The organism is Lutibacter sp. Hel_I_33_5, from assembly GCF_007827455.1.
GTDB lineage: Bacteria > Bacteroidota > Bacteroidia > Flavobacteriales > Flavobacteriaceae > Polaribacter.
Genome location: NZ_VISM01000001.1, coordinates 2,235,998 through 2,250,116, shown reverse-complemented (window position 1 = coordinate 2,250,116; position 14,119 = coordinate 2,235,998). Strand labels below are relative to the sequence as shown.

11 protein-coding genes are annotated in these 14,119 nt (G+C 30.1%); 1 reads left to right on the top strand and 10 read right to left on the bottom strand.

Annotated features, from left to right (window positions below):
- Positions 1-66: 66 nt before the first annotated feature.
- The 10 genes from dnaG to OD91_RS09855 form a co-directional block, all read right to left on the bottom strand.
- A complete protein-coding gene (gene dnaG, locus OD91_RS09900; protein ID WP_144896227.1) occupies positions 67-2,022 on the bottom strand; it encodes a DNA primase in 1,956 nt (651 codons plus the stop codon).
- Positions 2,023-2,120: 98 nt separating this feature from the next.
- The gene (gene clpX, locus OD91_RS09895; protein ID WP_144896226.1) at positions 2,121-3,359 is read right to left on the bottom strand and encodes an ATP-dependent Clp protease ATP-binding subunit ClpX; all 1,239 of its coding nucleotides are present in this window, start codon (positions 3,357-3,359) and stop codon (positions 2,121-2,123) included.
- A gap of 75 nt (positions 3,360-3,434) precedes the next feature.
- Positions 3,435-4,094: an ATP-dependent Clp endopeptidase proteolytic subunit ClpP gene (clpP, locus tag OD91_RS09890; RefSeq protein WP_144896225.1), complete on the bottom strand. Its 660-nt coding sequence runs from the start codon at positions 4,092-4,094 to the stop codon at positions 3,435-3,437.
- Between the two features lie 136 nt (positions 4,095-4,230).
- A complete protein-coding gene (gene tig, locus OD91_RS09885) occupies positions 4,231-5,553 on the bottom strand; it encodes a trigger factor (RefSeq protein ID WP_144896224.1) in 1,323 nt (440 codons plus the stop codon).
- 147 nt (positions 5,554-5,700) lie between these two features.
- Positions 5,701-6,051: a phage holin family protein gene (locus OD91_RS09880; protein ID WP_144896223.1), complete on the bottom strand. Its 351-nt coding sequence runs from the start codon at positions 6,049-6,051 to the stop codon at positions 5,701-5,703.
- A gap of 130 nt (positions 6,052-6,181) precedes the next feature.
- Positions 6,182-6,586: a hypothetical protein gene (locus OD91_RS09875; RefSeq protein WP_144896222.1), complete on the bottom strand. Its 405-nt coding sequence runs from the start codon at positions 6,584-6,586 to the stop codon at positions 6,182-6,184.
- 19 nt (positions 6,587-6,605) lie between these two features.
- On the bottom strand, positions 6,606-9,215 hold the full coding sequence (locus tag OD91_RS09870) for a T9SS type A sorting domain-containing protein (protein ID WP_144896221.1): 2,610 nt from the start codon (positions 9,213-9,215) through the stop codon (positions 6,606-6,608).
- 40 nt (positions 9,216-9,255) lie between these two features.
- A complete protein-coding gene (locus OD91_RS09865) occupies positions 9,256-11,064 on the bottom strand; it encodes a lysophospholipid acyltransferase family protein (RefSeq protein WP_144896220.1) in 1,809 nt (602 codons plus the stop codon).
- A gap of 45 nt (positions 11,065-11,109) precedes the next feature.
- The gene (locus tag OD91_RS09860; protein WP_186434434.1) at positions 11,110-12,363 is read right to left on the bottom strand and encodes an aspartate kinase; all 1,254 of its coding nucleotides are present in this window, start codon (positions 12,361-12,363) and stop codon (positions 11,110-11,112) included.
- A gap of 2 nt (positions 12,364-12,365) precedes the next feature.
- Positions 12,366-12,845: a GNAT family N-acetyltransferase gene (locus OD91_RS09855; RefSeq protein ID WP_144896218.1), complete on the bottom strand. Its 480-nt coding sequence runs from the start codon at positions 12,843-12,845 to the stop codon at positions 12,366-12,368.
- Positions 12,846-13,011: 166 nt separating this feature from the next.
- Between OD91_RS09855 and fbp the strand changes: the two genes are divergently transcribed.
- The gene (gene fbp / locus OD91_RS09850) at positions 13,012-14,019 is read left to right on the top strand and encodes a class 1 fructose-bisphosphatase (RefSeq protein ID WP_144896217.1); all 1,008 of its coding nucleotides are present in this window, start codon (positions 13,012-13,014) and stop codon (positions 14,017-14,019) included.
- Positions 14,020-14,119 lie beyond the last annotated feature (100 nt).

Below are 14,119 nucleotides of genomic sequence, written 5' to 3'. Positions count from 1 at the left end.
GTTATTAAAAATACACTAGGGGAAAACACCTGTTTTATATAAATACCTAGTGTTAGGTATAAGATTTTATACTACTCTATTGAGTTTATCGTATAATCTCATTTTAAGGTTTGTGTAGTTTTGTATCAATTCTAAGTCAATTTTTTCTTCTTTAATTTCTTCAGATTCTTTAATTAAGTCTTTAATTTTTTTGTCAATTAAAACTCTTCTTAGATTAAAAATAGCATCATTTACCAATTTTGAAAGCACATCTTCATAACTAGAAACATAAATGTTTTTACTTTCCCAATCACTTAATTGATACTTTTCATCATCCATTAATATAGCAGTTGAAATACTTGAAATGTCTGTATTTTTATGACCGACAAAAAAATCATTTTGAATTATATCTTTTTGATTCATTTGATGGATAATATCATAATAAATGGACTGAAAAACTTCGTTAGTAAATTCTATTTCATCATCTTGCAAGTGTAAATACAACTCGTTAGAAACTTTATTTGCATATTTTCTTTTCTGAGTACTTACAACTCCTTCTTCATCTTTAACTTCAACTACTTCAGTAAAATCAACCTCTTTATTGCCATACAACAATAAAACTCTAATGATTTCTTTTTCTAAAACTGAAATTTGATCAATTTCTTTAAACTCAACATCTTTCTTTTTTACGACTTCAAATGATTTTTTTTCTGATTGATGTTTTTTCGCTTCTTCTTTATCAGTTTTAGAGATTAACTGTGCTAATTCACTAAACAAAACACGTTCAGAAATGTCCATAATTCTTGCACATTCTTGCACATAAACCTCGCGTTTTATCGCATCAGGTATTTTAGAAATACTAGTAACAATATCTCTAATTAATCCTGCTTTTTTTATCGGATCATTTTTAACGTCTTTCATTAATAAAGACACTTTAAAATTGATGAAATCTTGCGCAGTATTTTCTAAATATTCTTTTAACTCTTGATCTGTATGACTTTTAGCAAAACTGTCTGGATCTTCACCATCTGGGAATGTAACAACTTTTACATTCATTCCTTGTTCAAGAATCAAATCAATTCCTCGAATAGAAGCTCTCATTCCCGCAGCATCACCATCAAAAAGTACGGTAATATTTTTAGTAAGTCTATTTACTAACCGTATTTGATCTGAGGTTAACGCGGTTCCCGAAGATGCAACCACATTTTCAACACCAGATTGATGTAACGAAATTACATCTGTATAGCCTTCTACTAAAAAGCAATTGTCTTCCTTGGCAATTTCTTTTTTGGCCTGATATATTCCGTATAAAATTTTACTCTTATGATAGATATCACTTTCTGGTGAATTTAAATATTTAGCAGCTTTTTTATCATTGGTTAAAATACGTCCACCGAAACCTAAAATTCTCCCAGACATAGAGTGAATCGGAAATAAAACTCTTCCTTTAAAACGATCAAACTGTTTATTCTCCTTTACAATCGTTAATCCAGTTGAGGCAAGGTATTTTAAATCATATCCTTTTGCTAAAGCGGCTTTTGTAAAATTATCCCATTCGTCTTTACAATACCCTAAATCAAACTTTTTAATGGTTTCATCTCTAAAACCTCGTTCTTTAAAATAAGACAATCCAATTGCTTTTCCTTGGGTTGAAGTAAGCATTAAATCATGAAAATAATCTTTCGCAAAAGTAGAAACTAAGAACATACTTTCGCGTTCGTTCATTTGTTCTTTTTGTTCGTCAGATTGCTCGGTTTCTTCAACCTCGATATTGTATTTTTTTGCTAACCATTTAATAGCTTCTGGATACGTGTAATGCTCATGTTCCATTAAAAATGAAATTACATTCCCACCTTTTCCAGTACTAAAATCCTTCCAAATTTGCTTTACCGGAGATACCATAAAAGAAGGCGTACGCTCATCTACAAACGGACTTAATCCTTTAAAATTACTTCCTGCTTTTTTTAACTGCACAAACTCCCCTATCACTTCTTCTAAGCGAGCAGTTTCAAAAACACGTTCAATGGATTGTTGGGTTATCATTTTTGCAAATAAAAATACCTCACAAACTTAAAAAATATTAGTGAGGTATTATAGATTTTATTTTTTTGATATGCTGAACCTTAGTTCAGCTCAAATTTTTAAGACGCTGCTTTTAGCTTTTTTAAAGCTGACTTTGTTATTTTACTAGCTGCATATTCTTTGTCTACAATAAATTCTTTTTCATCAGAACTTGGTAAATCAAACATGGCATCTGTAAGAATTGCTTCACATAAAGAACGTAATCCACGGGCACCAAGCTTATATTCTACAGCTTTGTCAACGATATATTCTAATGCGCCTTCTGTCATAGAAAATGCAACATCATCCATAGCAAACAACTTAGTATATTGCTTTATAATCGAATTTTTAGGCTCTGTTAAAATAGCTCGTAACGTTTTTGCATCTAATGGATTCATGTAACTTAACACTGGTAAACGACCAATAATTTCTGGTATCAATCCAAATGATTTTAAATCTGAAGGAATTATATATTGTAATAAATTGTCCTCATCAATTTTATCATCATCAATAGAAGCGCTATACCCTACCGCTTGCATATTTAAACGTTTACTTATTAATCTATCAATTCCAGAAAATGCACCTCCTGCAATAAATAATATTTCCTGTGTATTAACTTCTACAAATTTTTGTTCTGGATGTTTTCTTCCTCCTTTCGGAGCAACATTTACAACGGTTCCTTCTAATAATTTTAATAATGCTTGTTGAACACCTTCTCCAGAAACATCTCTGGTTATTGAAGGATTATCTCCTTTTCTGGCAATTTTATCAATTTCATCAATAAATACAATTCCTCTTTCTGCTTTCTCAACATCATAATCAGCAGCTTGTAACAATCTACTAAGAATACTTTCTACATCTTCACCAACATACCCTGCTTGAGTTAAAACTGTAGCATCTACAATAGAGAATGGCACATTTAACATTTTAGCAATAGTACGCGCTACTAGTGTTTTTCCTGTTCCAGTTTCTCCTACTAAAATGATATTTGATTTCTCTATTTCTACCTCATCTTCATCATTTTTTGTCTGTAATAATCTTTTGTAATGATTATAAACAGCAACTGACATCGATTTTTTAGTTTGATCTTGACCAATAATGTATTGATCTAGAAACTCTTTAATCTGAAGTGGTTTCTTAAGCGTTAAATCTTTAGAAATAGTACTTTTTGAAGCATCAGAAATTTCTTCTTCTACAATTCCATGAGCTTGCTCTATACAACGGTCACAAATATGCGCATCTAATCCTGCGATTAATAAATCGGTTTCTGGTTTTTTACGTCCACAAAATGAACATTGTAAATTTTCTTCTTTCGACATTTATATTGGTTTTTGGTTATTAGTTGATAGTTATTAGAAAAACACTAACAACTATGTACCAACAACTAAATACTACTATTTTCTTGCTAAAATTTCATCAACCATACCATACGCCTTAGCTTCGTCTGCCTTCATCCAATAATCTCTATCAGAATCTGCATGTACTTTTTCTACTGTTTGACCAGAATGACTAGCAATTATTTGATATAATTCGTCTTTTAACTTTAAGATCTCTCTTGTTGTAATCTCGATATCCGATGCCTGTCCTTGTGCGCCACCTAAAGGTTGATGAATCATTACCCTAGAATGTGGTAAAGCAGAACGTTTTCCTTTTTGACCTGCACACATTAAAACTGCTCCCATAGAAGCTGCCATACCTGTACAAATTGTTGCTACATCTGGCTTTATAAATTGCATGGTATCATAAATTCCTAATCCCGCATAAACCCCACCACCTGGAGAATTTATATAAATTGAGATATCTTTATTTGCATCTACACTTTCTAAAAACAATAATTGCGCCTGAATTATATTGGCAACTTGATCATTTATTCCTGTACCTAAAAAGATAATCCTATCCATCATTAAACGAGAAAAAACATCCATTTGCGTGATGTTCATCTGACGCTCTTCCATAATATATGGCGTTAAACTACTTGTTATTTTTCCGAAATAAGTACTATTTATTCCGTGATGTTTAGTTGCATATTTTTCGAACTCTTTTCCGTAATCCATCCTTGCGTATACTTTTTATGTTTGAGTTGTAAATATAAGAACTATTTTACAACTTATTTGTTACAGTTTGTCGCTAAAAAAACCCGAATCTAACAATTCGGGTTTAAATTATTTATATGAGACTTAACCCTAAATTTTATTTATAAACTTCTTTAATAAAATCTTCGTAAGAAAGTTCTTTCTTTTTAAAACTCATGTTTTCTTTATAAAAAGCTAATAGTTTATTAGACATTAATTGCTCTTGTAAACGTTTTGCTTCTTCTTGATTTGATAAAATTCTTCCTGCAATATCATCCAATTCTTTTTCTTCTGGATTCATATTACCAAACTGTGCCATTTGCGAACGGATAAATCCTTTTGCATAGTCTTGCAATTCTGCATAGTCTAATTTGATATCATTATCTTTCATAATCTTTCCTTCGATTAACTGATAACGTAATCCTTTTTCTGACTTAGAATACTCTTCTGTAGCTTCTTCTAATGTTAATTCTTTTTCACCTGCAGTTTGTAACCATTTTTGTAAAAATTCTGCTGGTAAATCAAATTTAGTATTCTCAACTAAATGCTCTGTAATAGCATTTAGTAATTGTTGATCTCCTTGTTGTAGAAATTGTTTTTCTGCGTCTTCTTTAATTTTTGCTCTTAATTCTGTAACAGTATTTACACTTCCGTCAACAAATAATTTATCGAACAATTCTTTATCTAAATCTGCTAATTCAGTTTCTGTAATTTCTTCTATAGTAAAAGAAACTTTAATATCTAAACCATGAATATCATCATGAGAAACTCCTAAAGCTCCTTGTAATTTATGTTCATCAGCAAATAATCCTTTTGTTTTTAACTCAAGTACATCTCCTACTTTAGTACCGATAAACTTTTTTAAGTTTGATTTACCTTTAATATCTTTTAAAGAAATAGTAGATTTTTTATTGATTTCTTTCTCTTCATTTACAAAAGTTCCAGTAACATTTGCTCCTTCTACAACTTCATCTTTTGTAGACATTTTACCGTAACGAGATCTTAAATTTTCTAGCTCTTTATCAATTAAATCGTCTTTAGCAACAATGTTATATTGAGTAACTTTTTTCTTAGATTTTAAGTTTACATCAAATTCTGGTGCTAAACCTAATTCGAACTCAAAAGAAAATTTATCGGCATCCCAGTTAAAATCATCTTGAATTCTTGGTAACGGATTTCCTAAAATATCTAATTTTTCTTCCGTTAAAAACTTGTTTAAAGAATCTTGTAAAAGCTTATTTACTTCATCAATCATTATTGATTTTCCGTACTGCTTTTTAACCATTCCCATTGGTACATGACCTTTTCTAAATCCAGGAATGTTGGCTGTTTTACGATAATCTTGTAAAACTTTAGTTACTTTTTCTTGATAATCATCAGCAACAATATCAACTTTTACAACTGCGTTTAACGCATCTACATTTTCTTTAGTAATATTCATCTTAAAATCTATTTCTTTAAAAGTGGGTGCAAAATTACTATATTATTTCTTTAGAACCAAGAGAATTAGATATAGGAATTTTGACTATTTATTTACGTATTCATTTAATTTTCAAAGTCTTGTTTCATGGCTCTTGATTCTTTATCTCTATCTTTTCTTCTCCTCTTTTAAGAGAGAAAACAAGAAAGATCTAAATACTGATAATAGTACACTAAATAATAATGCAGATAAAAATCCGCTAACTACAAACCCTGTAACTAGTTTTCCAGCTAATAGTATAATTACTGCGTTTATAACAAATAAAAACAGACCTAAAGTTACAATGGTTGCTGGTAATGTGAAAAATATAAGTAACGGACGAACAAACATATTAAGTAATGAAATTACCACTGCAACAAGTATTGCTGTTACATAATTACTTACAATAATTCCAGGTAATATATTAGCTAATACAATTACTGCGATAGCCGTTAATAAGAGTTTTAAAAATATCTTCATTTTTTATGGTATTAAATTACTTAATTAATAACCATAATTATACCAAAGAAGAAAATCGGTAGTTTTGGCAGTTAGAAAAAAAAATCCAAACTAAAATAGTTTGGATTTTAATTTTTAAGTACTCTAAATTTTACCTCTTTTTTAAAGGTTCATTCTTTACAATTAGAACTTTTTGCTTAAGAGTTTTATTATTGCTTTCTGCATAAATGAAAACTTCATCAAGAGTATCAATTTTTTTGATATCCATTGTTTTAAAACTTATTATGTAAGAACCTTTACCAACTTCTGTACCTGAATTAATAAGAACATTTTTTTCAATATTATAGAACTTAAAATTCTTAATTTCTTCAGTATCATTTAGTTTTACTTGATGTATTGTAAAACTTGTTTTAGCCTTAAATTGTATTGTAAATTTAATGAAAGGTTCTACTGTTCTAATTCCTGGATAATTGATTCTTTTTGAAGCAGAGTTAATTGTTAAAACATCATCGGTACAGCTAGATATTATCATTAAAACAGCACAAACTATAGTCATCTTTTTTAAAAACATAAATTTATTTATTTGAAACAATTATCTTAACTGACGGCGAATTCACTCCTTCTATATACGTTTTAAACATATATATTCCGTTATTTAAATTACGCACATTTACCTCTCCTTTACTAGAATTACTTTCTCCTTCTAACACAACACCTCCTAAAACATTGAATATTTTATATTTAAAATTAGAATATTTATCATTCACTTTAAATTTAAATTTACCTTTGATAACTGGATTTGGAAAAATATTAAGCTTTGAATTAAGTACTTCTTTATCTTCTATACCTAAAGTGCTATTTGCAATATTAATATGCCATAAACCACGTCCAAACGTAGCAGCAACTAATTTATCTTCTGTATAATTAATATCAATATCATTTACAATAACATTTGGCAATGTTTGACCCAGTATTGACCAATCCTTATCACCATTTTTAAAATAAACTCCTAATTCAGTTCCTGCAAATAGTATTTCTGTTCCTTGGTTTTGTTTCAAAACAACTTCTTTCATTAAAACATTTGGCAATCCTGTTGAGATATTTGTCCACGTTGCACCGCTATCTGTAGATTTAAAAATTTTACTACCATCAGTATATCCAGATACAGTACAATATATTATATTCATTGTTGATTGATTAAAATCGACAGAGTTAATTGTTACTCCTGCTGGATTTGCAATTGTTGTCCATGATGTTCCAGAATTCACTGAAAGTTTTGCAGAATCTCCAATAGCTGCAATACCACTTCCATGCGTTGTTATTTTTTGAATCATTCCTCCTGCACCAGAATTTAAATTTGTAGCAGATGCAACACTAGTTGCTAAATTTGCACCAGCATTTGGGTCTGTAATTTTATATACATCATCTCCACCAGCATATAAAATTGTTGGGTCTGTTGTATGAATTTCTAACGGCCAAACAAAATCCGCACCATTAATTTGTGCATCACCATTTCCAAAAACATTACCAGAAAACCCATTACCAACTTTTGTTAAACCACCTTTTTGACTTCCTAAATACCTTATTGAAGGATTATTATAATTGATAACTGCACAAACTCCATCACCAGCAGCAGCGGCAATCCATTGCATAGAACCATTATGCATCTCTCTACTAAACCCATCATTATCTTGTAAAGCCATAATATAATTCCCAGTAGAAGCATTAGGTGTTATAGCCACATCATATAATTGAGAATTAATTACTCCATTAGATTTATATTCATTTGTAGGTGTTTCATCATTTGCAGAACTGTAAGTAACAAAATTTAACCCTCCATCATTTACATTCCAAAATTCGTATTGACCATCTAACATCCCTAATCCATGATGATCTGAATGAACAAATACTCCATGATCTTCTACAGGTAAACCATCATCGTTTTGAAAATACCCATTTAAAGATCGATACCAGGTAACTCCATTATCTGAAGAAGTTCTACCATTTACATCAGCCGAAACAATTAACCCGTTTCTAACTAGTAAAGCTTGATTGAAGCCTCCTTGAGGATCATATTCAGCACTTACAGTACCAACGTTAGAAAAAGTACCTGCACCAATATTATATTTTTTTATCTGACCTGTTAAATTTTGAACATAGAAATCTCCATCAGAACCTACAGTAACGGCATGTTTATTAGAGTCATTACTTACAATTGGAATTGTCCAATTTACTCCAGAATCCGAAGAGAAAAAGACATCAAAAGCTCCAGAATACATAATATTTGTTCCAGAAAATGCTACTCTACCAAAACTAGCATTCGTACCAGAGTCATACAAATTAGTCCAATTTGCACCACCATCAACCGTTTTTTTAATGTATTGATTTTCTCCAACCAAAACAGTATTATCATCAAATACCACCATTTCGCCTAATCTTTTTCTTTCTGATAAAGTATGACTTAAACCAGTAGAAGTAAAAGTTTCTCCACCATCAGTAGATTTTAAGACCCCTATTGATTTTATTTGACCAGCATCATAATCTCCTGTAGAAACATAAATTGGTTTTATGGTATAATTAGCAAAAGTTGTTGTTGATGCTGTTTTAATATCAGTAACACCAATACCCGCAACAACATCTAGTTTAGGGCTCCAAGTTGTTCCATTATTTGTAGATTTCCAGATTCCACCTGAAGGAGCTCCAACAAATAACACATCTTGTGCTCTATCTGAAGGATGTTTGATTCTTAAAAACGTATTTAATCTCCCCAACTGTGGAAAATTAGGATATCCATTAGCTTCTGGAATTTTTTGTGGACCAATATTAACCCAAGTTTCTGCGCTTAATTTCTGTCTTCTAGATTTTTTTTGATTAACAATTTTTCCTGCTGCATCTAGTATACCTGCATTATAGTATCCTAAAGTTTCAGAAGGAAAAGAACCATCTTTAGCAACCCTATCTTTCCAATAGTAAGCCCAACGCTCAAAATGTTTCTTTTGTTTTTTAAATTTTCTTGATTTTTTTACCCTTTTATTATTGCTGCTTTTAAAATACGATCTTGTATTTTTTACAATTTCAAAATAATTTGCATCGGAACTTGTTGATTTTTGCCTGTAATCTATTTGAGAAAAAAGATTGACTTGAAAAATTAACAATAATAGTAGTAATAGTAGTAGTTTTTTCATGAGGAATATATTTAATTAGTTCCTCCAAGATACGATAATATTATTTATTCTGAAGCTCAGCAGCTTTACGTTCTAGTTCTGCTTGAAACTCCTCCATTACAGGTTTAACGGTACTTTCGGGAATATCAGCAACTTTAATATACATTAATCCATCAACTGCATTATTAAATTTGGGATCTACGTTAAAAGCAACTAAACGTGCGTTTTGCTTCACATATTTTTTAATCAAAACTGGAATACGTAATGCTCCTGGTTCTATCTCATCAATAATTTTATCAAACTTTTGCATATCTGCTTTTGAAGCATCAAAAACAAAATCTTTATCACCGTCTTTTAATTTAACTTTATACTCTTTCTTCGGGTAAATATATTGCGCAACATAAGGATCGTAATAATGAGACTTCATAAACTCAATCATTAAAGATTTAGAGAATTCTGAAAATTGATTACTAATACTTACTCCACCCATTAAATATTTATGTTCTGGATAACGCAAAGTAACATGTACAATCCCTTTCCACAATAAAAACAAAGGCATTGGTTTTTGCTGATAATCTTTAATGATAAAAGCACGTCCCATTTCAATGGTGTTTTCCATCATTTGATACAACTCTGGCTCAATTCTAAACAACGTCTGAATATAAAATCCATTGATACCATACTTTTTATATATCTCTTTTCCAAGACCCATTCTATAGGCACCTGTTAAGCATTTTGCTTTGCTATCCCATAAAAACATATGATAATAATATTTATCATATTTATCTAAATCAATCGTATTATTAGTTCCTTCACCTACATCTCTAAAAGTAATTTCTCTTAGTCTACCTATTTCATGTAATAAATTCGGAATCTCCTTTGCATTGGCAAAAAACACTTCATAATTTTTACTCTCTAACAATCTACCATTACCTTTTCTTAAGGCATCAATCTCTTTTAAAAATAATTCTGGATTTTTTTGAGAAACTATTTTTTTTGCCTTTTTGGGTATTTTTAAATTCTGAGTATTTAAAATTTTTGCTGGTCCTTTTTGGTAAGGATTCGCCAACATATATGTTTTCTTTCTTATAAATTCATAGAATGATGGAATGTCTTTATACTCCTCTTGATCTTTAACAGAAATAGCTTTCCCTATTCTAACTTTAATAGGTCTATTTTTTTGCGACATCAATTCAGAAGGCAATTTTGCAGTTCTAAACGTATCACTAATTCTAGATAAGAAGTAAAAAAAACGACTATTCTTAGCATGAAAGTAAATTGGAATTACCGGTACTTTTGCTTTCTTAATTAACTTTACAGCTCCTTCTTCCCAAGGTTTATCAACTTTTAACTTTCCATCTTGATAGGTAGAAACTTCTCCTGCAGGAAAAATACCCAATGGTTTCCCAGATCTAATATGCATTAAAGCTTCTTTTACACCAGCAAGACTAGATTTTGCATCCTTATGATCTTCAAAAGGATTTACAGGCATTACATAGGGTTTTAAAGGCACCGCTCTGTGTAATAAGAAATTAGCAATTATTTTATAATCTGCTCTTTTTTCAACTAACAGTTTTAACAATAGAATTCCATCTATACCTCCTAAGGGATGATTAGAAATAGTAATAAACGCGCCATCTTTAGGAATCCTTTTTAAATCTTCTTCCGGAATCTCAAAATCAATTTCAGCAGTATTTAAAAGTCCATTAAAAAAATCTACATCTTTTTTATGACTATTAGCATCATACAATTTATTAACAGCTGATATTCTTGTAACCTTCATTAGTAACCAACCAATAAAAGTTCCAACAGCTCCTAATTTATCGACTCCTATAACTTTTGCAATTTCCTTAGAAGTAACTAATCCCATTCAAATAAATTTGGCATAACAGCAAATATATAAAAAAAGAGAATGCTATTTTTCTTTAATAACTAATTGGGCAGTTTCTTTATTAATTTGAGTAAGTAATGAAGTTCCTTTTTTATGGATAGATTCTAACGTTTCATCAGTAAAATGTCTTACTGTATATAAGTTTACACCTTTTTGAAAATCAATTTTAAATTGTGATTTTAACTCGTTATAAAAAGCATCAAATTTATTGAACTTATTATCCACACATACAGAAAAACTAATTGCTGAATTCTGAATTAAGTTTACTTTTAACTGATATTCATGTAACTTCTGAAAAATATAACTAATATTATTTTCTACCATAAACGAAAAATCATTGGCAGAAATTGAAACTAACACTTGGTCTTTTTTAACAATAAAACAGGGTATAAAAGGCTTTAATTGTACTCCTCTAGAAACTTTTGTTCCTGCTTTAGAAATATCTTCAAAAGAACGAACTAATAACGGAATTTCTTTGTTTTGTAGTGGTTGAATTGTTTTCGGATGAATAACAGAAGCTCCGTAAAAAGCCATTTCAATGGCTTCTTCGTAAGAAATCTGCTCTAACAACGTTGTATCAGAAAAAACTCTTGGGTCAGCATTTAAAACTCCTTCTACATCTTTCCAAATTGTAACACTTTCTGCATCTAAACAGTAGGCAAAAATTCCTGCCGTATAATCAGATCCTTCTCTACCTAATGTTGTGGTGTTCTCTGTATCGTTACCTGCTAAAAAACCTTGTGTTATATTCAGTTTATTCTTATCAACTTTTTTAGTAATAATACCTTGAGTAAGTTCCCAATTAACTTTAGCATCTCTATAACTACTATCGGTTTTAATATAATTTCTTACATCTAACCAATTGTTTTCTAAACCCATTTTAGATAAATATGCACTTACAATTTTAGTTGAAAGTAACTCACCAAAACAGATAATTTGATCGTACACATAATTAAATCGTTGCGAAGTATTTCTTGCTAAAAACCATCCTAATTCACCAAAAAGAATATCAATCTCTTGATAAACTGCATCTTCTTTTTCGAAAAGTGAATTCATAATATTTTTATGATACTCTTCTATAAAAGTCAACTTTTCACTTAAAACTTCTTTTTTATGATAATATGCTTCTATTACCTCTTCAAAAGCATTCGTCATTTTTCCCATGGCAGAAATAACAACTAACGTATTTTTTGTTCCTTCTTGCTGAATTACATTCGCTACATTTTTTACACTTGCTGCATCTTTTACAGAAGCGCCTCCAAACTTAAAAATTCTCATCACTAATTTTTTTCTATAAAGTTTTTTAAATTCTCTTGATTCATTTGCACAACTTGCCAACCATCTAAAATTTTTGCGCCAGTGCTTTCATAAAAATCAATGGCATTTTTATTCCAATCTAACACCTCCCAAGCAACACGTTTATAGTTGTTATCAAAAGCATATTTTAAAACGGAAGTATACAATGATTTTCCTGCCCCAATACCTCTTTTTTCTTTGGTTACTAACAAATCTTCTAAATGAATAGTTTTCCCTTTCCAAGTAGAATAACGTTCGTAAAAAAGTGCCATTCCAATAATTTTACCATCTTCTTCTGCAACAAATGTTTTAAACTTTGGTGTATCAGAAAAACCATCATGAAGTAAATCATCAATTGTAATATCTACCTGCCCTCCTAGTTTCTCAAAAACTGCTAATTCTGAAATTAAATTCAACACCGATTGCATGTCTTTTTTTTCTCCTGTTCTAATGATAAAACTCATATTCTAAAATTTTGGTCAAAGATAGTTGAATAGATATCAACGTAAAATATTTAAAGTTTTATAACGCTTCTGATTATTTTGTTGAAAATTTTTAAATAATAACAAACTTAATCGTTGTAGTTTACTAAAAAAGTCATCATTTTTGCACCAGTAAAAAATTAACTTCATGGCAAAGCAACACAAAACTCTTGGTGAGTTTATTATTGAAAATCAAACTTCTTTTAAATATACTTCAGGCGAACTTTCAAGGTTAATTAACTCGATACGTTTAGCTGCAAAAGTTGTTAATTATGAAGTAAATAAAGCAGGCTTAGTTGATATTATTGGTAATGCAGGTGATACAAATATACAAGGAGAAGATCAACAAAAACTGGATGTGTATGCTAATGATAAGTTTATCCAAACACTAATTAACAGAAATATAGTCTGTGGAATTGCCAGTGAAGAAGAAGATGATTTTATCTCAATTAATAGTCAAGATGAAAATCATCAGAATAAATATGTTGTTTTAATAGATCCTTTAGACGGCTCTTCAAATATTGATGTTAATGTTTCTGTAGGTACAATTTTTTCTATTTACAGACGTGTTACTCCTGTTGGAACACCTGTACAATTAGAAGATTTTTTACAAGAAGGAAATCAACAAGTTGCAGCTGGATATATTGTTTACGGAACCTCAACAATGTTAGTTTATACAACTGGACATGGAGTTAATGGATTTACGTTAAATCCAGCAATTGGTACATTTTACTTATCGCATCCAAATATGGAATTTCCAGAAGATGGTAAAATCTATTCTGTAAACGAAGGAAATTATATTCATTTCCCTTCCGGAGTAAAAAAGTACATTAAATATTGTCAGGAAGAAGAAGGAGAAAGACCTTACACAAGTAGATATATTGGTTCTTTGGTTTCAGATTTTCATAGAAATATGATAAAAGGAGGAATTTATTTATACCCTAAAAGTTCTAAAAGTACAGAAGGAAAACTACGTTTATTATACGAATGTAATCCTATGGCTTTTATAGCTGAACAAGCAAACGGAAAGGCTTCTGATGGTTTTATGAGAATTATGGATATAAAACCTAAAGAATTACACCAACGTGTTCCTTTTATCTGCGGAAGCAAAAACATGGTTGAAAAAGCAGAATATTTTATGAGTGAATTTTCTTAAACACACATATAATAAGTTATTTTTATAGTAAAATAAGTTTAGAATTCGGCAAACGGTTGTTTGTCGTTTTTTTTTGCTTTAAATTTACACTCGTAAAAAT

Excerpts from the sequence above, each read along its gene's own strand:
- dnaG (WP_144896227.1), bottom strand. The coding sequence starts at position 2,022 with ATGATAACCCAACAATCCATTGAACGTGTTTTTGAAACTGCTCGCTTA.
- clpX (WP_144896226.1), bottom strand. The coding sequence starts at position 3,359 with ATGTCGAAAGAAGAAAATTTACAATGTTCATTTTGTGGACGTAAAAAA.
- clpP (WP_144896225.1), bottom strand. The coding sequence starts at position 4,094 with ATGGATTACGGAAAAGAGTTCGAAAAATATGCAACTAAACATCACGGA.
- tig (WP_144896224.1), bottom strand. The coding sequence starts at position 5,553 with ATGAATATTACTAAAGAAAATGTAGATGCGTTAAACGCAGTTGTAAAA.
- OD91_RS09880 (WP_144896223.1), bottom strand. The coding sequence starts at position 6,051 with ATGAAGATATTTTTAAAACTCTTATTAACGGCTATCGCAGTAATTGTA.
- OD91_RS09875 (WP_144896222.1), bottom strand. The coding sequence starts at position 6,586 with ATGACTATAGTTTGTGCTGTTTTAATGATAATATCTAGCTGTACCGAT.
- OD91_RS09870 (WP_144896221.1), bottom strand. The coding sequence starts at position 9,215 with ATGAAAAAACTACTACTATTACTACTATTATTGTTAATTTTTCAAGTC.
- OD91_RS09865 (WP_144896220.1), bottom strand. The coding sequence starts at position 11,064 with ATGGGATTAGTTACTTCTAAGGAAATTGCAAAAGTTATAGGAGTCGAT.
- OD91_RS09860 (WP_186434434.1), bottom strand. The coding sequence starts at position 12,363 with ATGAGAATTTTTAAGTTTGGAGGCGCTTCTGTAAAAGATGCAGCAAGT.
- OD91_RS09855 (WP_144896218.1), bottom strand. The coding sequence starts at position 12,845 with ATGAGTTTTATCATTAGAACAGGAGAAAAAAAAGACATGCAATCGGTG.
- fbp (WP_144896217.1), top strand. The coding sequence starts at position 13,012 with ATGGCAAAGCAACACAAAACTCTTGGTGAGTTTATTATTGAAAATCAA.